The sequence below is a fragment of the Sorangium sp. So ce381 genome, assembly GCF_051473845.1.
Classification (GTDB): domain Bacteria; phylum Myxococcota_A; class Polyangia; order Polyangiales; family Polyangiaceae; genus Sorangium; species Sorangium atrum.
Map to the genome: position 1 here is coordinate 10,308,564 of NZ_CP150336.1, position 17,474 is coordinate 10,326,037.

Here is a 17,474-nt window from a genome sequence, read left to right on the forward strand (position 1 = left end):
CGGCTTACCAGAGCTCTCCGACGACGACGGCGCCGAGCCCGCCTCGGTAGGGCGTGAGGCTGCCGCCGAGCACGCGCGCGAACGGGGGGCGGCCACGATCTTCCTGGTCGTCCAGGGCGACGGAGGAGCTCGAGTCCGGCCTGCCGAGGAACAAGGCGCCCGCGACGAGGCCGAGGGTGCCCGCCGCGCCCTGGGCGATGAGGCCGCGGCGGGGGTCGTGATCGCTCCCGATGTACGCGAGGTAGATGGGCAACGACACCACCGTGCCGATGCCGAGCCCGCCCCACATCCACGCGAGCTGGTTCCACGAGGGCGTCCACGCGACGGACAGGCCGACGGCGCCCGCGGTCGCGACGTTGAAGCCGATGAGGCCCCCGAGCGAGATGCTGTCGTTCGACTCGCTCCAGTCGCCATTGCTGGCGGCGGCCCCGAACGCGCTGCCGATGAGCGAGCCCCAGACGGCGCCCGAGGCGACGAGCATGTTGGTCTGCGGCTTGGGCCGGAGGAGGTAGTAGAACCCCCAGCCCGCCGCGCCGCCGACGGTGGAGCCGATCACCTCGGCGGTCGCGAGCCCGAGGAAGCCCCACTCCTTGCCCTTCCGCGCGCTGACGTACTGGTAGGAGGCGATGCCGAGCCCCTCGCCCGCGCCGATCACCATGCCCGTGGCGATCGCGGACGGCATGCCGCGCGGCATCGGCGGCGAGTCGAGGAAGTAGACGCCGACCGGCGCCGCGACGCCGAGGAGCGCGGGGGCGATGAACTGCACGCCGGGATCGTCGATGCCGGCGACCGCGTCGATCCAGATGCCGGTCCCCACGCCGTAGGCCACGGAGGTGGCGTAGAGGTAGCCGACCTCGAGCGGCGTCGATTTGGGCTCGCTCTTCTTCTGCGGCGCGTACCCGTAGCCGCCGTACCCGCCGCCGTACTGGCCTCCGTACCCGCCGCCGTACTGACCGCCGTACGCGCCGCCCTGCTGACCACCGTAGGGCGGCGTGCCGTACTGGGCAGCGGCCGTCGAGCTGACGCTCGACAGGAGGAGCGCGGAGAGGAGACTCACGAGAGGTCGCGTTTGCATCGCGCCGCCACTTTACACGCTCGCGAGAGGCGAGGCGCGCTGCGGCGCGAGAAAGTGCCTTCCCGCGAGCCGGCCCCGCGTCTCACTCTCTCGTGAGGGCGCGGGTCATGAGGTCCACGACGGCCTGCTGCGGCGGCTTTCCCTCGTACAGCATCCGGTACACCTCGATCGTAATCGGCGCGCTCACGCCCAGCTTGTCCGCGAGGTCGTGCGCGCTCTTTGCCGTCTTCACGCCCTCGGCGACATGGCCGAGGCCGGCGAGGATCTCGTCGAGCTTCCGTCCCCTGCCCATCTCGATCCCGACGGTGCGGTTGCGCGACAGCTCGCCCGTGCACGTGAGCACCAGGTCGCCCATGCCGGAGAGCCCCGCGAGGGTGAGCGGGTTCGCCCCCTTCGCCGCCGCCACGCGGCCGATCTCCGCGAGGCCGCGCGTGATGAGCCCGGCGCGCGCGTTGTGGCCGAAGCCGAGGCCGTCGCAGATGCCGGCGGCGATGGCGATGACGTTCTTGAGGGCGCCGCCGACCTCCACGCCCACGACGTCGTCGGACGAGTAGACCCGGAACCGATCGGTCGCGAACATGCGCTGCACCGCGTGCGTCTCCCGCTCGCTCCTGCCGGCGACCACGACCGTGGTCGGCTGGCCGGCCGCGACCTCGCGCGCGAAGCTCGGGCCCGACAGGTACGAGAGCCGCGGCTCGGCCTCGCGCCCGAGCTCGTCGACAAGCACCTCGCTCATCAGCATCAGCGAGTCGTTCTCGATGCCCTTCGTCGCGCTGCACACGAGCGCGTCCCGGGGGATGTGGCGCCCTGCCTCCCGGACGACCTCGCGCAGCGCGTGCGACGGGACGACCACGACGGCGAGCTCCGCGCCGCGGAGCGCGTCCTCGAGATCGCCGGTCGCCCGCAGGCTCGCGGGCAGCTCCACGCCCGGCAGGTACCGGTCGTTCTGGCGCTCGCGGCCGATGCGCTCGGCGAGCTCGCCGTGGTGCGCCCAGAGCGCGGTGGGGTTGCCCTTGTCCGCCAGCAACTTCGCCAGCGCCGTCCCCCACGCGCCGGCCCCGATGACTGCGACGTTCGCCATGGCAGTGACCCTATCACCACCCACGCGCAGAGGCCGAAGGCGACGCGCCTCGCGGCGCGTGGGGGCCCGAAGGCCACGCGCCTCACGGCGCGCGGCTCGACCCGTCGGCGCGCCGCTCGATCCGCCGGTGTTTCGACTATGCTGCGCCCATGCTCTTCCGCACCGCCGCGCTGCGCGCGCTCGGCCTCGCGCTCTGCCTCTCGCTGCTCGGAACGGTGTGCGGCGCGTGCGGCCAGGGCGCGCTCGGCGTGATGCCCGGCGTCGTGAACGATCCGGGAAACCTGTCCCTCCGCAGGGCCATCCTCGCCTTCGCGACGAGCCAGCTCTGCAGCGAGATGCGGAAGCGGAGCGTTCCGCTGCGCCTCCGCGACGAGGATCCGGTGACGGGCCGGTTCTACCCGGGCTCGTGCGTCGCCCAGGAGCTCGCGAACGGGCACCTGTTCCTCCAGTTCGGGGGGAGCGGCGTCGTCTGGACGAACCTGACGAAGCGCATGAGCTTCGATGCGAGCGCGGCCGTCGAGTACGACCACGACTTCCTGATGGATGGCGACACGATGTACGTGTACTTCCGCCAGCGCTCGACCACGGCGGCGACCTTCACGACCAAGCTCATCGAGCAGCCCAGCGCGATCTCGCTCGGCGGCGTGTCGCTCGCCCAGGGCAGCGCGTATGCGAACGCGCTCGGCGCCCAGCTCCTGAAGACCGAGATCGCCCGGGGGTTCACCGTCATCCGCGACGACGACGGCGCCGTGCAGTTCGGGCTCGGCATCATCGAGAAGGGGCAGCGGCCCGACGCCCCGTACCAGCGCCGCGACAACGGCAAGCTGCTCCTGGCGAACGAGCGCACCGAGGTGCACCAGGAGCAGCGCGATTACATCGGCCCCCTGGAGATCGCGGGCAACGGCGAGGCCCTGACGCTCACGGTCGCCGTCGAGGGCGCGCCCGGCGTGGACGTCATCCTCGTGCCTCGAGGCACCGGGGAGCCGTGGCTCCAGGCGTACCTGACGCAGCCCGCGCCGGCGCCCCTGACAGCCGCGCCGCTGCTCGACGAGCCTGTGTACTCGGGCGCCCCCTGGCGGCGAACGGTGCCGCTGCCCAAGGGGCAGTACTACCTGGTCATCGACAACACGAGCGCCGCGGGGCGGACACAGCCAACGACGTACGCCCGCGACGACCGCGCGGCCCTCGTGAGCTACGCCGTCGAGGTCGGAGACGCGCCCTGACGAGGGCAAGCGAGCGCAAACAAGGGCGACGAGGGCGAACGAGGACACGCGGGCGACGCCAGGCGACGACGCCGACGGACCGCGCGTCGCCCGCCGTGCCTGCGCACTTGCCGCGGCGAGGGGCGGCGTATACATAAGCTCTCTCTTGCCGCCGCGCCCCGATGATCAACCCCAGAGCGTCCCGTCGGTCGCGGCCAGTCGGTCCGCAAGCTCGGAGTTCAAACCCTCGATGAGGGGAAGCGCGAGCTCGGAGCCCCGCGTGAGCGCGGCCAAGGCGACCGGCGGCGCGGACCCGCGCTCGACGGGCAGCTCTCCTCCGCCAGGGGGCAGGGACGGCCGGGCGCCGCTGCGCTTCCTGTTCCACCTCGTGTGGATCTGCATCGTTCCCTTCGCGCTCGCGGTCCTGAACGTCTGGCTGCTCACCCCGCCGGCGGGAGGGAGCTCCCAGCCGCTCCGGGTCTTCGTCGGCGAGCAGCAGATCCCGGCCGGCATCGTGCTCTTCACGATCTTCGCGATGATCCTCTGGCGGTTCCGCCACGAGCTGCCGTTCGCGTCGGCGATCGGCGTCGGCGGCCGCCGGGACATCCCGCCGAAGGCGCGCGCTCGCTTCGAGGACGCCGCGGCGCTCCTCGAGGAGGCCAACCGGATCCTGCGCAGCCGCAAGCGTGACGTCGAGCGTGAGCTGACGAGCGGCGAGCGCGAGCAGGTGACGCAGGCGATCGCGGCCCTCGAGCGCGCGATGAGCGCCGACACGTTCGACGCCGACGAGTTCGACGCCGCCCACAGCCGCGCCGATCGCGCGGTCGGCGAGCACCTCGGCCGCTGGCGCAAGGGCGAGATGCGCGAGTACGCGGAGTCGATCGGCATCGCCGTGGCCGTCGCGCTCCTCCTGCGCGCCTTCGTCGTCGAGGCGTTCAAGATCCCGAGCGGCTCGATGATCCCGACCCTCATGGTCGGCGACCACATCTTCGTCAACAAGTTCACCTACGGCCCGCTCATCCCCTGGACCGACCAGCGCCTCTTCCCTCGCCTGCCGCCGTCGCGCGGGGACGTGATGGTGTTCAAGTTCCCCGAGAACAAGGAGCAGGACTTCATCAAGCGGACGATCGCCATCCCTGGCGACACGCTGGAGGCGATCAACGGCCGCCCCGTCATCAACGGCTGGCTCGTCCCCCACTGTCACGTCGGCCCCTACCACTACGAGGGCCGGCAAGCGGAGCTGTTCGTCGAGTACCTCGGAGACAAGTCGTACTTCACGCTCTACGAGAAGAACCCCGACGGCATGATGTGCGTGGAGAGCGACGACTGCACGCCGGGCTCCACGTGCCGGGGCGGCATCTGCGGCGATCTCCAGGGCCCCTTCAAGGTGGCCGCCGACGAGGCGTGGGTGATGGGCGACAACCGCAACAACAGCCACGACTCGCGCAGCTGGCGCGGCGGGCTCGGCGCGGGCGTGCCCTTCGATCACATCAAGGGTCGCGCGATGTTCGTGTGGATGAGCTTCGGCCCCGGCGGCGGCATCGCGCAGGATCGCCTCTTCGTGAACGTCATGGGGCGCCCGAAGCTCCCCGGCGCCCACGAGGCGGCCCTGCACGACGGCCTCGACAAATGCCTCCGCGAGCGGCCCCCCGTCTCCGAGACGACCCCGCCTCCCCCGCCCGCGCGCCCTCAATCCAAGCGCCGCTGAAGCCCGTCAGCAGCGCGTGGGAGCGCGGTCTCCCCCACGCGTGTGTGCGGTCCCGCCACCTCGCGGTCGACGCGGCGAGTCATCCGCTTCAGGTCGACGGTGCGCCCGGGGCGCCGCGAGATCGAGCCGAAGAGGCCGAGCGAGGCGCCGGAGACGGGATCAACCCGAGCGCAATTTTCTAGTGGGCGCTCGCTCGTTCACGCGCCACGCTTCACGTGCCCGAGGCGCCCGTGCGGCAGCTGCGTGCGCCTCGAACCCTGAACAGGAGCCAGGTGCATGAGCGACGCGATGTGGGCGCTGACGTACAACCGCGAGAGGCAGCCGTGGGAGTCCACCGTCGGCCTGTCCAAGGATCAGGTCGAGCGCCCGGCGATCGACGAGGCCAGGGACTACCACGACCGCGCGAGCGTCCTCGTCAAGCCGATCATGACGGGCTTCTGCGGCTCGGATCGCGGCATCTGGTTCCGCAGCGCCTTCAAGGACATGATCCTCTCGTCGCTCGAGCGCGATCGGAAGGCGACGCGCACGATCGGCCACGAGCTGCTCGGCCGCGTGGTCGACCTCGGGACCGACGCGCGCCGGTCCTTCGGGCTTCAGATCGGCGACATCGTGTCGACCGAGAGCCACATCGCCTGCGGCGCTTGCTACCAGTGCCGCGTCGGCGACACCCACGTGTGCGCGGACGACAAGATCATCGGGATCAGCGAGGATGGATGCTTCGCCGAGCTCGTCAAGCTGCCCGCGAAGAACCTGTGGCGCACCGACATCGCGAGGATCCGGCCCGAGGTCGCCGCGGTGCAGGAGCCGTTCGGCAACGCCGTGCACGCGTGCACCAAGGTGAACCTCCGCGGCAAGCGCGTGGCCATCTTCGGCTGCGGCACCATCGGCCTGTTCGCGATCGCGATCGCCCGCGCGATGGGGGCGATCTACGTCATCGGCGTGGAGCCGGCGGAGCGGAACGCCGAGATGGCCCGCCGCCTGGGCGCCGACGCTGTCCTGCGCCCGCACCGGGCGAGCCCCGAGCGGCCCCACGCGAGCGATCCCGAGCTGACGGAGCGGGTGCGGAAGCTCACGGACGGCGTGGGCGTCGACGTCGTGCTCGAGATGAGCGGCGTGAACAGCAGCGTCAACAACGCGATCCACGCGGCGAGGCGCGGGGGCGACGTGATCCTCTTCGGCCTGAAGAGCGGCGACGCGGTGATCGAGAACTTCGATCGCCTCATCGTGGACGGCATCAGCCTCCACAGCGTGATCGGCCGGCGCATCTTCGAGACGTGGCACATCACGCGCCACCTGCTCGAGTCGCGCGATCCGAACATCCACGACCTCATCTGGGAGGTCATCCTGAACCGGGGCGAGGGGACGGTGTTCGACTTCGAGGACTACGACGCGGCGGCCTTCCAGGAGGCGATCTCGAGCCACCCGAAGGTGATCCTCCGGTACTGAGCCGCTCAGGCGACGACGCCGAGGCGCCCGCCGACCCGCCGGAAGGCGTCGATCGCCTGATCGACGTGCTCGGGCTCGTGCGCGGCCGAGAGCTGCACCCGGATGCGGGCCTCGCCCTTGGGCACGACGGGGTACGAGAAGCCGATCACATAGATGCCCTCCGCGAGCAGCGCCTTCGCCATCTCGTTCGCGAGCTGCGCCTCGCCCAGCATGATGGGCACGATCGGGTGGGGGCCGGGCTTGATGGTGAAGCCGGCCTGCGTCATCCCCTGCCGGAACCGGCGCGCGTTCTCCATCACCCGCATGCGCAGCGAGGGCTCCGCGTCGATGAGGTCGAAGACGGCGATCGAGGCGCCGGCGATGGCCGGGGCGAGCGTGTTGGAGAACAGGTAAGGCCGCGATCGCTGCCGGAGCAGGTCGACGATCGGCTGCCGGCCGGTCGTGAAGCCGCCGCTCGCCCCGCCCAGCGCCTTGCCCAGGGTGGAGGTGATCACGTCGACGCGGTGCATGACCCCGCAGAGCTCCGCGGTCCCGCGGCCCGTCGGCCCGATGAACCCGGTCGCGTGCGAGTCGTCGACCATCACCATCGCGCGGTACTTGTCGGCGAGATCGCAGATGGTATCGAGCTTGGCCAGGTACCCGTCCATCGAGAACACGCCGTCGGTGGCGATGAGCCGGAGCCGCTTGCCGGCCGTCGCGCGGAGGATGTCCTCGAGGGCGGCCATGTCCCCGTTCGGGTAGCGGTGCCGCTCGGCCTTGCAGAGGCGGATACCGTCGATGATCGACGCGTGGTTCAGCGCGTCCGAGATGACGGCGTCCTCCTCGCCGAGGAGCGTCTCGAAGAGGCCGCCGTTCGCGTCGAAGCACGACGAGTAGAGGATGGCGTCCTCGGTGCCGAAGAAGCGGGCGATCCGGGACTCCAGCCGGCGGTGGAGGTCCTGCGTGCCGCAGATGAAGCGCACGCTGGAGAGGCCGAAGCCGTGCGTGTCGATTGCCTCCTTCGCCGCCGCGATGACCGCCGGGTGCGACGACAGGCCAAGGTAGTTGTTCGCGCAGAAGTTGAGGACCCCGGCGCCACCCTCGGTCCGGATCACCGGCCCCTGCGGCGTCGCGAGGATCCGCTCTTCCTTGTAGAGGCCCGCCGCACGGATGTCCTCCAACGCCCGTACGTACAGTGACCGAGCGACATCGAACATGACTTCGTTATAAAACGGGGCAGTCAGCGGGTCGACGGGGGAACGGCGTCCGGGCGGCGCCGCTGCTCATGGGCCTGAGCGCCAGCAGGCCACCCCGGACACGAGAGGCAGGGTGCACGCGGCTTTGTCGCGCGCAGCGCGGCCGGCGCCTACTCGACCCGGGAGCCCCGTGGCAGAACGGGCAGCGTCCAGCGCCGCGCGATCGCCGTGCGGCTCGCGTCGCGTGCGCCAGCGCGCGCCGCGCGAGCCGAGCGCACGAACGGCGCCCTCGGGAGGAGCAGGCATGACGGAAGCCAGGGGGGACTTCCGGCGAAGCGCCGGTGTGCTGTGCGCTGTCGCGTCGCTCGCGGCCGCCGCGAGCAACCCGGGCTGCAGCCGCGCGGAGGATCCGCCCGGACGGACCAGCGCGAGTTCCACCGGAGGGGCGCCAGGCACAACTGCGGCGAGCGGTACGGGAGGCGGGGGCGGCGCGGGGGGGGATGCTCCCTATGCGGTCTCGCCGCTCGTCCCGGCGATCGCGTTCGACGCGACGCCGGATGCCGGCGGAGCTTACGTGTACTTCACAGGCCTCGGCGCGGACGGCAGGGCCGGCGTCTTCAGGATCGGCGCGCAAGGCGGCGCGGGCGCCGCCGAGATCGCGGCCGGGCCGCCGCTCGTCGCGCCGCTCGGGATCGCGACGAGCGCGGACGGCGGTCGCGTCTTCGTGGCCGACCCAGGCGCGGGCGGCCCGGCGCTCGACGACGCGGGCGCCCTCTTCGCGATCGACCTGCCCGACGGCGCGGTCGCCCCGATCGACGGCGGCGAGGGGCTGCAGGCGCGCGGCCTCGAGGTCGCGCGCGGCGCGGACAACGAGGAGCGGATCATCTTCTCGGGGCGCGATCGCGACGACGGCCAGCCCGGCGTGTTCTCGCTGCCGGCGCGCGGCGGCGAGGTGTCGGCGCTCGCCAAGGGGAGCCCGCTTGTCGACCCGAGCGGGATCGCGGTCGCCGGCCCGGGCGACGTCTTCGTGTGCGACACCCTCGCGAGCCCCGACGAGACGGCGACCATCTTCAGGATCGAGGACGGCTTCGTGAGCCCGTTCGCGACCGGGCTCCACGTCGGTTATCCGTGCGGCATCGCGCTGACGCGCGACGACGCGGCGCTGCTCGTGCTCACGCGCGACCCGACCCGAGGCGCCGACGAGGTCGTATGGATCGAGGTGGCGTCCGGGGCGCGAGCAGCGACGGCCGCCGGCGCGCCTGGCCACGACGAGCCCGGGGGGCTGCACCGGGCGAGGGGCGCCGACGTCTTCGCGTTCGTCGATCACAGGGCCCAGGAGCAAGGCTCGGTGTTCCTGCTCAGGCAATGAGCCGCAGAGGAGCGATGGAAGGACCAGCACGCATGATCCACCGACCGTCGCGCGCCGTCGCCGTCTTCACGGCGTCCGTCGCGCTCAGCGCGCCCGGCCTCGCCGCGGCGTCGAGCCACCGCGAGGCGCCGGCCATCGCGAGGGATCCGGCCGCCGACAACACCGACCTGTACGCGTGGGTGGAAGGCGGCAACCTCGTGATCCTCGCGAGCTACATTCCGCTCGAGGAGCCCGCCAGCGGGCCGAATTTCCACGGCTTCTCGGACGACGTGCTCTACGAGGTGCACGTCGCGCGCGGGCCGTCGAGCCTCGAGGACGCGCTGACCTATCAGTTCCGGTTCTCGACGAGGCCGTACCCGGCGGCGGATCCGGCGGGGATCACGCCGGCGCCGAGCGGCGGCAACGAGTTCTTCTCGCAGCTCGCCGGCGGGGAGCAGACGTACACCGTGACGAAGATCGAGGGTGGAGCGTCGACCGTGCTCCTGAGGGACGCCCCGGTCGCGCCGCCGAACATCGGGAGGAGGACGAACCAGCTCGCCTACCGGATCACGGGCGGCGGTTACCCGGCCTTCGCGACGTCCTCGAAGTTCCTCAAGCAGATGGCGGGCGGCGCGGGGCGCGCCTGGGCCGGGCCGCGCGACGACGGGTACTACGCGGATCTCGGCCGCGCGTCCGATCTGGCAGGGCTGTGCCCGCTCCTCGCGGCGCCGAACCCGTCGTGCACCGCGCGCGACAACCTCGCCGGCTTCAACGTCCACACGCTCGCGCTCGAGATCCCGCTCGCCGCGGTCAACGGCGGCGCTGAGCCGACGCCGGGGCCGAGCGACCGGCAGACGCTCGGCATCTGGGCCTCCGCGAGCCGCCGCAAGGTGCGGATCCTGCGCGCGAACGGCAAGGAAGACGGCCTCGGTCCCTGGGTCCAGGTCTCGCGTGTCGGCCTGCCGCTGATCAACACCTGGATCATCGGCCTGCAGGACAAGGACAAGTACAACCGCGCGCACCCGCGCGACGATCTCGCCAACTTCGGGGCCTATTTCCTGAACCCGATCCTGGTTCGCGACGCCGAGTTCGCCGGGCTCTACCAGGCAGGCCAGCCGCTCGCGGCCTTCGATCCCGAGGCGCTGAGGCAGGGCCGGACCGACCTCATCGACACCTTCAACCTGAAGCCCGCGAGCCTCGGAGGGCACAACCTGGAGACCTTCGGCGACGTGCTCCGGATCGATCTGGGCATGCCGTCGGGCTTCCCGAACGGCCGGGCGCTGGTCCCCGGCGCGGATCACGAGCAAACCGACGTCACCGACGCGGTGCTCACGCTCATGCTGACCGGCGCGCTCGGCACGACGGCGGGGGACGGCGTCGCCGCGAACGACGCGCGGTTCCTCCCGGCCTTCCCTTACCTCGCGACGGCCTGGGAGGGCGCGACCCAGGGCCACTTCCGGCCCTGAGCCGCCCGGCGTGGCGCCGCGCGCGGAGTTCGCCTGTCACGGCGCCGCGCATCGCATCCCGCACACGCCGCCTGCGGCGTCCCCGCGCCCTCCTCGAATACACGCGGAGCGGCACTCGCCGTCGCGCGTGCAGGCCTCGCCCTCGGCCTTCGGCGCCGCGCAGCGCCCGTCCACGCAGCGCGCGCCGGCCGCGCAGAGCCCGCCGATGCAGGCGGCGCCGGCGGGGGGCAGCGCCGCCTCGCTGCAGCGCGCGTCGACGCAGCGGCGGCCCCGCCCGCAGGCCGCGTGGGCCTCGCAGCGGCCGCCGAGCGGAACGTCATCCGCGCACGCGCGCCCGGCGCAGTGGCCGCGGCACTCGGGGTGCGCCTCGGCGTAGCGCGTCTGCCGGGTGACCGCGGCCAGCGAGTCGACCGAGAGGCCGCAGGGCCCCGCGGCGCGCGGGGCGCGGCAGGTGCCCGCGTCGGTGGGGCCGGCGCCATCGCAGCGCAGCCCGCCCGCGCACTCGAGCGACGACCGGCACCGGGCCCCCTCCTCGAGCGCGCCCCGCACGATCCCCTCGCACGCGGGCGGGACCGGGGCGGCGAGCGGAGAGACCCAGTCGCACCCATCGAGCGACCGTTCCATCGCCTCGACACAGCGGCCCACCTCGTCGGTCGATAGCGTCACCGCCCGCGTGCGCACCGCGAGGCTCAGCGCGCGCGCACACTCGGCGGCGGCGTGGAAGCCCGCGGCGCCGCCGCAGCACGCCGCCTTGCGCCGCGCGGGCAACGCGTGAAGCGCGTCGCACAGCCGGGCCGCGAGCGGCTCCGGCGCGCCCTCGGCCTTCCCGTAGACAGGGGTGATCTCGTCGCCCGGCGGATTCTCCGCAGGCCACGTCGGCGAGGGCGCCGCGGCCGCGTCCGCCTCCGGCGAGGGCGCCACGGTCGCGCCCGCATCCGGTGAGGACGCCGCGGTCGCATCCGCCTCCGGCGAGGTGCGGCGAGCACACGCGGCGCAGAGGTGCAGGATCAGCGTCGCGGCGCAGAACCGCTGCAGGCGGTCGCCATCCGTCTGGACAGGCAATGCGATCTCCTCCGCGCTGCGCGCTGCTGGTCGATCGAACGATGCGCTGGAGCGGCGAGCTTGCCGGCGCAGACCGGCGATGCAAGGTCTTTCGCGATCGGATCGAGCCTGTGACGCCCCCGAGAGAGCCGCGACGCGCCCAGGGCGGAGCTCCAGCGCGAGGGGAGGTCAGCGCTCCGATGCTGCGACGACCGGCTCGCGGGACGAGGACGACGCAGCCGCGCTCGGGGCGCTCAGCGACGCCGCCCTCGAGCTCGGCGCCTTCCAGGTCGCGGCCCAAGCGGCGCAGCGGATGGTCGACCAGCGGCCCGGCGCGCTGACGGTTCGTGCGAGGAGCGGCGCGCGAGGCGCGCTGGGGGTGAGCACGCGAGGCGTGCCTTGGTGGTGAGAGCTCACGAGTCCGGCCGAGCGGGGACTCGACGTCAGGTGTCGTATTTCACGGTCGACGGGACCACCATCGGTGGAGGAGCGATCGCAGGTTGCGACGGCGCCGGGGCGGACTCATCGGCAGGGAGCGAGCCTGGCTGGCTCTTCGGTGGCTGGCCATGGAGCTCCCGCAGCCGGGCGGGCGCGGGCTCGATCGCTGTCGGGGCCTCTTCTCCTCCCGCCTCGACCTCCGCTGTGGGGGGCACGCTCACGGCGGGCGGCGGCGGGACGAACATCCTCGGCACCTGGATGGAGCGGGCGATCGACGCGACCTCCGGGAAGCTCGTGGCCATCCGCTCGACAAACGCCGCACGGGCCGCATCATCGGGGGCGCTCGCCGAGGCCTTCGCGACCCGCAGCGCCGACCAGAGCTCATAATACCAGGCGGAGAGGGAGGCATGCGCTTCCAGCAGGTCACGAATGGTATCCTCGGAAACGATGATGTTCTTGCCCATGGGCGAGAGGATACATGACCGAGCGACGCCTCCCACCTCGTTCGAGCGGCTCAACACCGGCGGAGCAGGCGCCGGACCCGACCTCGGCGCGCGCGGCGCCCAGCGCTCTCCGCGGCCCCGGGACACCGGGCGACGGCGGCACGCCGCTCAGGATCGTCACCTATAACGTCCGCTACTTCGGGCACGGCACGCGGGGCATCGCCTCGACAAGCGCCGCCATCACCCGGATCGCGACGACGCTCGCGCGGATGTCCCCGCTGCCCGATCTCGTGTGCCTCCAGGAGGTCGAGACCCAGTCGCTGAGGTCCTCGACGATGAACCCGCGGTGGCACCCGGAGGAGACCCAGCTCGATCGCCTGATGACCGAGCTGCACGCCGCGTTGGCGCACGCAGAGCGGCGCGAGCGCTACGTCGCCTACTACTTCCCCGCGCACGCCTACAGGCTTACCTCGCGGACGAACATCTACACGACCGGGCTCGCGGTGCTCGCGCGCGACACATTCCACATCGGACACCACAACGCGGAGCGCCCGCACGACATCACCCATCGGCGGGGGGTCAAGAGCCTGAAGCAGACGCGCATCTGCGCGCACGTGTCGTTCGAGCACGAGAGCGGGCTGAGCTTCGATGTGTTCAACACCCACCTCAGCCTGCCGAGCGTGTTCTCGCGGGAGTTCTGGACCGGCGAGGCGAGGATGGGGTTCGGGCCGAATCAGATCGAGGAGGCGAGGGTGCTCGCCGAGTTCGTCCGCCGCGAGCGCCGGAGCGACAACTTCGTGGTGGTCGGCGACTTCAACTCGCTGCCAGGCTCGCCGGTCGATCGCTTCCTGCGCGAGGAGATCGGCTTCGTGGACGCGTTCGCCAAGGTCCGATGCCTCTCCGAGACGGAGGCGCGCGCCTTCCCGACGGCGGGCTTCATGAACCTCCGCATGCACCTCGACCACGTCTACTCGTCCGAGCGCCTCGAGTGGCTGGACTTCACGGGCACGCACCCGTTCGGGCACAAGGGCGCGTTCGCAGGGTTGTCCGATCACGTCCCCCTGATCGCGCGCTGCCGCCTGCCGGGCGCCGCCGGCTGACCGCCGCGCCGCGCAGGAGCCCTGCGCGCGGCGCGCCGGCCGCTCACCCCGGCAGCCAGAGCAGGTCGTCCATGATGGGCTCGAGGCACGCGGAGATCTGGGGGCCCAGATCTCCGCCGCACGCGAGCTTGCCGAAGCAGGCGCGGACCGCGTGCCGACCGCGGCTGTTCATCGCGCCGATCGCCCGCTCGAGCTGCGGGCCGAGGCCTTCCTCCAGGCTCTGCCGGCAGGTGTCGTAGTCGAGGTCTCCGCACCCCGCGAGGCGGCCGCAGAGGACGGCCATGTACGGCGCCAGGTCGGCGCGCGGGAGCGTGGTGGCCGTCATGGCCTCGGAGCCGCAGCGGCTCACCTCCTCCGCATAGGCGGCGGTGAAGGGATCGCCATCGAAGCGCCGCAGCGCTGCCAGCGAGCACTCCGAGGTCGCGCGGAGCATCTTCGGCGAGGCCATCGTCGTCATCTGCGTGCACTGGTCGAACTTCGGCCAGCCCTTCGCCTGATCGGTGGCCCGCTGGTAGAGCTCCTCGAGGTACACGCACCAGGCGCGCTGGGCCTCGCGCTGCTCGCGCTGCTCGCGCTGCTCGACGCTCGTCCCCCGCGCGCCCTGCCCATCGGACGACGCCTGCGCGGGCCGCGCGGGCGCCTTCACGGAGGCGGCGGGCGTCGACGCGCCGCCGCATCCCGACGCGAGGGCCGCGGAGATCAGCGAGGCCGCGCCGAGCATCGAGACGGCGGCGCGGAAGCTGCGTTCATGGATTGTGCCTTTCACGGGAGCCCCCCTTCGTCGAACAGGCTGCGCAGCAGCTTTCGTGGCCCATCGAGGCCATGCGCGTGCAGAACCGGACCAGCGACGTGCACGTGCACAGCCCAGGCCACACGCGCGCCGGCCGAGGCGGCGTCGAGCGAGCGGAGGCGCTGCGGGTGCGCGGCGGCGGACCGGCGCGCGGTCTTTGCTCGATCAGCGGCTGGCCCGAGAGCCGGGCCGCTGGCCGATGAGCAGCTTGAGCTTGAAGAGCGCGCCGATCTGCCCGCGGTCCATGGCGATGCGCGGGAAGTTCAGGGGGTCGAAGGACGAGAGCATGCAAAGGCCGGAGTTGTTGGTGAAGCCGATCTCGAAGCCGGCCTCCCTCACGGCGCGATGGAAGGCGCCGCACAGGCTGTATCCGACGGGGTACGCGACCGCATGCACGGCCTCGTTCAGGGCGTCGGAGAGCACGCGGCGGGAGCGCGCAAGATCGCGAGTGGCCTCTTCGGGCGAGAGCGTCTGGAGGACACGATGGCTGTGCGAGTGCGACTGCACGTCCATGCCCGCTCGCCTCAGCGCCCCGATGTGGTTCCAGTCCATGATCGTCCTGGTCGCGAGCGCGCGCTCCTCGCCGAGGTCGATCGACACCCCCGTGGCGCGCTCGATCTCGTCCCAGAGGCGCCCGATGTCGACCCCGGAGGTGTGCTTGATGGTCTGGCAGACGAGCATCGCCGCGGCGATCGGGTCGCGCAGCGGCTCGAGCACGAGCGTCGCTGGGTAGGCGATCTCGACGCGCGCCCGGCGGCACCGGTGCATGAGGAGCGCGACGCGATCCCACCAGAAGAGGCGGCCCCTGTCGGGGTACTCGGTGGCGATGAAGAACGTGGCCGTGACCCCGGCGCGCTGGAGGAGGGGCAACGCGACGTCGTGGTTGTCACGGTAGCCGTCGTCGAACGCGACCATGACGGGGTTCGGCGGGAGCTTCCGGCCCTTCGCGAGGAGCCGCACATCCCGGAGGGACACCACGGTGCCGTGCGTCTTGATGACCGCGAGCTGCTCCTCGAACTCGCGCGCGCTCACCTCGGCGACCCCTGGATCGAGCTCGTCCACGTCCGAGACTTCCGCGATGCGGTGGTAGGTGAACACGGAGAGCACGGGCAGCCGAAGCTTCGCGCGCAGCCAGAGGAAGCGATCCAGGAGCCCGAGGGTGTCGAGCACCCCGGCGGCCAGCACACGACGACCGCGCGGCAACCTCCTGCGAATCCACGTCAGTGGATGTGCGACGACGTACACGAATGTATTCCAGCACACAATCAGCGTTCGTGCTTGCTCTCGCGGCCGGCTCCGACGGCGAAGCTCCTGCACTTCCGGCGGGTGGGCCGCCGACCGGGGGAATCCGGTGCGGCAGCGATCCCGCTAAAGTGGCGTCCGATGTTCTTGACGGACAAGGAGGTATCCCAACCTGGGTCGGATGTGCCTCAACCTGGGTCGGCCAGCGTCAACGTGCCTCAACCCGGGTCGGCCAGCGTGGACGTACCTCAACCTCATCAACCTCAACCTGGGTCGGACGTGCCTCAACCCGGGTCGGCCAGCGTGGACGTACTTCAACCTCATCACCTTCAACCTGGGTCGGACGTGCCTCAAGCCGGGTCGGCCAGCGTGGACGTACCTCAACCTCAACCTGGGTCGGGCGTGCCTCAACCTGGGTCAGGCGTAGGCGTGCCTCAACCTGGGTCGGACGAGCGCCCCCCGTCGAAGCCGCCCTCGCCTCAACCTGGTTCGGTCTCGCCCCAAGCTGGTTCAGCCGAGGCCCCTCTGTCGAAGCCGCTCTCGCCGCTCGGCACCGCCGTGGTTGCGCTCGCGACTGCAACCATCCTGTTTGCGCTGGGGGTCTACACCGTCGAAACGAGCCTGCCAAAACAGGCGGCACGCGGCCAAGCGTCTCGACCTGCGACCGTGGTCACCGGCAGTCCTGTGAGCATCACCGCTGTGGCCTCAAAGCAAGCGGCCGTCCCCGTGCAGCTGGCAGCCGCGCCCCCGGCGAGCGCGACCGACGCCACCGCGCAGCCGACGCCGACCGCATCCCCGACGCCACGTGCTGAGACCGCGGCACCTCCAGCACTGCCAGCTACCGAGGCCGCGGCACCTCCAGCACTGCCAGCTACCGAGGCCGCGGCACCTCCAGCACTACCCGCTATCGAAACGGCAACCCTTCAACAGCAGACATCCGTCGACGCTGCAGCGACGACTCCGCCAACCCCGCGAAAGGGCCACGGCCTGCTCAAGATCAGCTCCTCCCGGAACGCGACCGTCTACGTGACGGGTGTGCCGGTAGGGCCCAGCGATCGACCCGTCGAGGTACGCTGCGGGCGCTTTTTCGTTCGACTGGGCGAGCCGACGCGCGACGGCACGCGGTGGCTCACCGAAGGCAGGACCGTCCGCGTCAGGTGCGGTGTGCTGACGGAGGTGAGCTTCTGAGCTCGCCCGCCCCGCTCTCGGCCGTCGCGAGGACGAGGTAGATCACCGAAGCTGCGCCCGCGCCAAGGAGCGCATCTCGACACGCGGCGAGCGTGGCCCCCGTGGTGGCCACGTCATCGATGAGCGCGACCCTCCGGCGCTGCACGCGCTCTGGCGCGTGCACGCGAAACGCACCCGCCACGTTCTGCAGGCGGACGTCGCGCGGGAGCTGCGCCTGCTGCGCGGTGGGACGGACACGGCGGAGGGCCCGCGGGGCGAAGGACACCGCGAGTCCGTCAGCGACGTGCGCGGCCAGCAGGGCCGCCTGGTTGTACCCGCGCTCGGCGAGACGGCGCGGATGCAGCGGCACCGGGACAACCAGGTCGACGCGCACCTCTGCATCGCGCGCCGCGCAGAGCATCAACCGGCCGAGCGGGCGCGCGAGATCGGGGCGATCTCCATACTTGAAGCGCCGGATCCCCTCCGCGATCGCCCCTCCAAACGGAGCGAACGCGACGAGAGGCGTCCCCGCCGCGGCGCGCGTGCCCGCGCCCCCTCGCGGGGCCCCCTCTGCGTAAGGCACGGAGGTCTGCGCGCAACCGGCGCAGAATACCGAGGCATCGGCGATCGGGGTGTCACAGCCCGCACAGGCCGGCGGGCTGAGCGTGCGCGCAGCGGCGGCGAGCACGGAGCGGACTGCGGCGACGAGGGCGCGGGAAGGGCTCATGAGCGACCAGCGCGATCTTCGTCGT

15 protein-coding genes are annotated in these 17,474 nt (G+C 71.9%); 7 read left to right on the forward strand and 8 right to left on the reverse strand.

What is annotated here, in order from left to right; all coding sequences use genetic code 11:
• Positions 1–4 precede the first annotated feature (4 nt).
• Positions 5–1,075 carry a hypothetical protein gene (locus WMF29_RS38645; protein ID WP_437325100.1) on the reverse strand — a complete coding sequence of 357 codons (1,071 nt, stop codon included), beginning with the start codon at positions 1,073–1,075 and terminating at the stop codon, positions 5–7.
• A gap of 82 nt (positions 1,076–1,157) precedes the next feature.
• A complete protein-coding gene (locus WMF29_RS38650; protein WP_272102820.1) occupies positions 1,158–2,156 on the reverse strand; it encodes an NAD(P)H-dependent glycerol-3-phosphate dehydrogenase in 999 nt (332 codons plus the stop codon).
• A 149-nt stretch (positions 2,157–2,305) separates the two neighbouring features.
• On the opposite strand from WMF29_RS38650, the gene WMF29_RS38655 reads away from it, so the two are divergent.
• From WMF29_RS38655 to WMF29_RS38665, 3 genes are all read left to right on the forward strand, one after another.
• Positions 2,306–3,379, forward strand: coding sequence for a hypothetical protein (locus tag WMF29_RS38655; protein ID WP_437325101.1), 1,074 nt, complete (start codon positions 2,306–2,308; stop codon positions 3,377–3,379).
• Positions 3,380–3,638: 259 nt separating this feature from the next.
• A complete protein-coding gene (gene lepB, locus WMF29_RS38660; RefSeq protein WP_437325102.1) occupies positions 3,639–5,066 on the forward strand; it encodes a signal peptidase I in 1,428 nt (475 codons plus the stop codon).
• A gap of 276 nt (positions 5,067–5,342) precedes the next feature.
• A complete protein-coding gene (locus WMF29_RS38665; RefSeq protein WP_437325103.1) occupies positions 5,343–6,512 on the forward strand; it encodes a zinc-binding dehydrogenase in 1,170 nt (389 codons plus the stop codon).
• A gap of 5 nt (positions 6,513–6,517) precedes the next feature.
• On the opposite strand, the gene kbl is transcribed toward WMF29_RS38665, so the two are convergent.
• A complete protein-coding gene (kbl, locus tag WMF29_RS38670; protein WP_437325104.1) occupies positions 6,518–7,708 on the reverse strand; it encodes a glycine C-acetyltransferase in 1,191 nt (396 codons plus the stop codon).
• A gap of 283 nt (positions 7,709–7,991) precedes the next feature.
• Between kbl and WMF29_RS38675 the strand changes: the two genes are divergently transcribed.
• Positions 7,992–9,056: a hypothetical protein gene (locus WMF29_RS38675; protein ID WP_437325105.1), complete on the forward strand. Its 1,065-nt coding sequence runs from the start codon at positions 7,992–7,994 to the stop codon at positions 9,054–9,056.
• 32 nt (positions 9,057–9,088) lie between these two features.
• Entirely contained in the window at positions 9,089–10,501 is a 1,413-nt protein-coding gene (locus WMF29_RS38680; protein ID WP_437325106.1) for a DUF4331 domain-containing protein, read from the forward strand.
• A 36-nt stretch (positions 10,502–10,537) separates the two neighbouring features.
• On the opposite strand, the gene WMF29_RS38685 is transcribed toward WMF29_RS38680, so the two are convergent.
• Both WMF29_RS38685 and WMF29_RS38690 read right to left on the reverse strand, forming a co-directional pair.
• Positions 10,538–11,563 carry a hypothetical protein gene (locus WMF29_RS38685; protein ID WP_437325107.1) on the reverse strand — a complete coding sequence of 342 codons (1,026 nt, stop codon included), beginning with the start codon at positions 11,561–11,563 and terminating at the stop codon, positions 10,538–10,540.
• Positions 11,564–11,985: 422 nt separating this feature from the next.
• Positions 11,986–12,444, reverse strand: coding sequence for a hypothetical protein (locus tag WMF29_RS38690; RefSeq protein WP_437325108.1), 459 nt, complete (start codon positions 12,442–12,444; stop codon positions 11,986–11,988).
• Positions 12,445–12,458: 14 nt separating this feature from the next.
• On the opposite strand from WMF29_RS38690, the gene WMF29_RS38695 reads away from it, so the two are divergent.
• Positions 12,459–13,523 carry an endonuclease/exonuclease/phosphatase family protein gene (locus WMF29_RS38695; RefSeq protein ID WP_437325109.1) on the forward strand — a complete coding sequence of 355 codons (1,065 nt, stop codon included), beginning with the start codon at positions 12,459–12,461 and terminating at the stop codon, positions 13,521–13,523.
• Positions 13,524–13,566: 43 nt separating this feature from the next.
• On the opposite strand, the gene WMF29_RS38700 is transcribed toward WMF29_RS38695, so the two are convergent.
• Positions 13,567–14,289, reverse strand: coding sequence for a hypothetical protein (locus tag WMF29_RS38700; protein ID WP_437325110.1), 723 nt, complete (start codon positions 14,287–14,289; stop codon positions 13,567–13,569).
• Positions 14,290–14,478: 189 nt separating this feature from the next.
• The gene (locus tag WMF29_RS38705) at positions 14,479–15,516 is read right to left on the reverse strand and encodes a polysaccharide deacetylase family protein (protein ID WP_437325111.1); all 1,038 of its coding nucleotides are present in this window, start codon (positions 15,514–15,516) and stop codon (positions 14,479–14,481) included.
• Between the two features lie 220 nt (positions 15,517–15,736).
• On the opposite strand from WMF29_RS38705, the gene WMF29_RS38710 reads away from it, so the two are divergent.
• A complete protein-coding gene (locus tag WMF29_RS38710; RefSeq protein ID WP_437325112.1) occupies positions 15,737–15,982 on the forward strand; it encodes a hypothetical protein in 246 nt (81 codons plus the stop codon).
• Between the two features lie 726 nt (positions 15,983–16,708).
• On the opposite strand, the gene WMF29_RS38715 is transcribed toward WMF29_RS38710, so the two are convergent.
• Positions 16,709–17,305, reverse strand: coding sequence for a ComF family protein (locus WMF29_RS38715; protein WP_437325113.1), 597 nt, complete (start codon positions 17,303–17,305; stop codon positions 16,709–16,711).
• Positions 17,306–17,474: the final 169 nt, after the last annotated feature.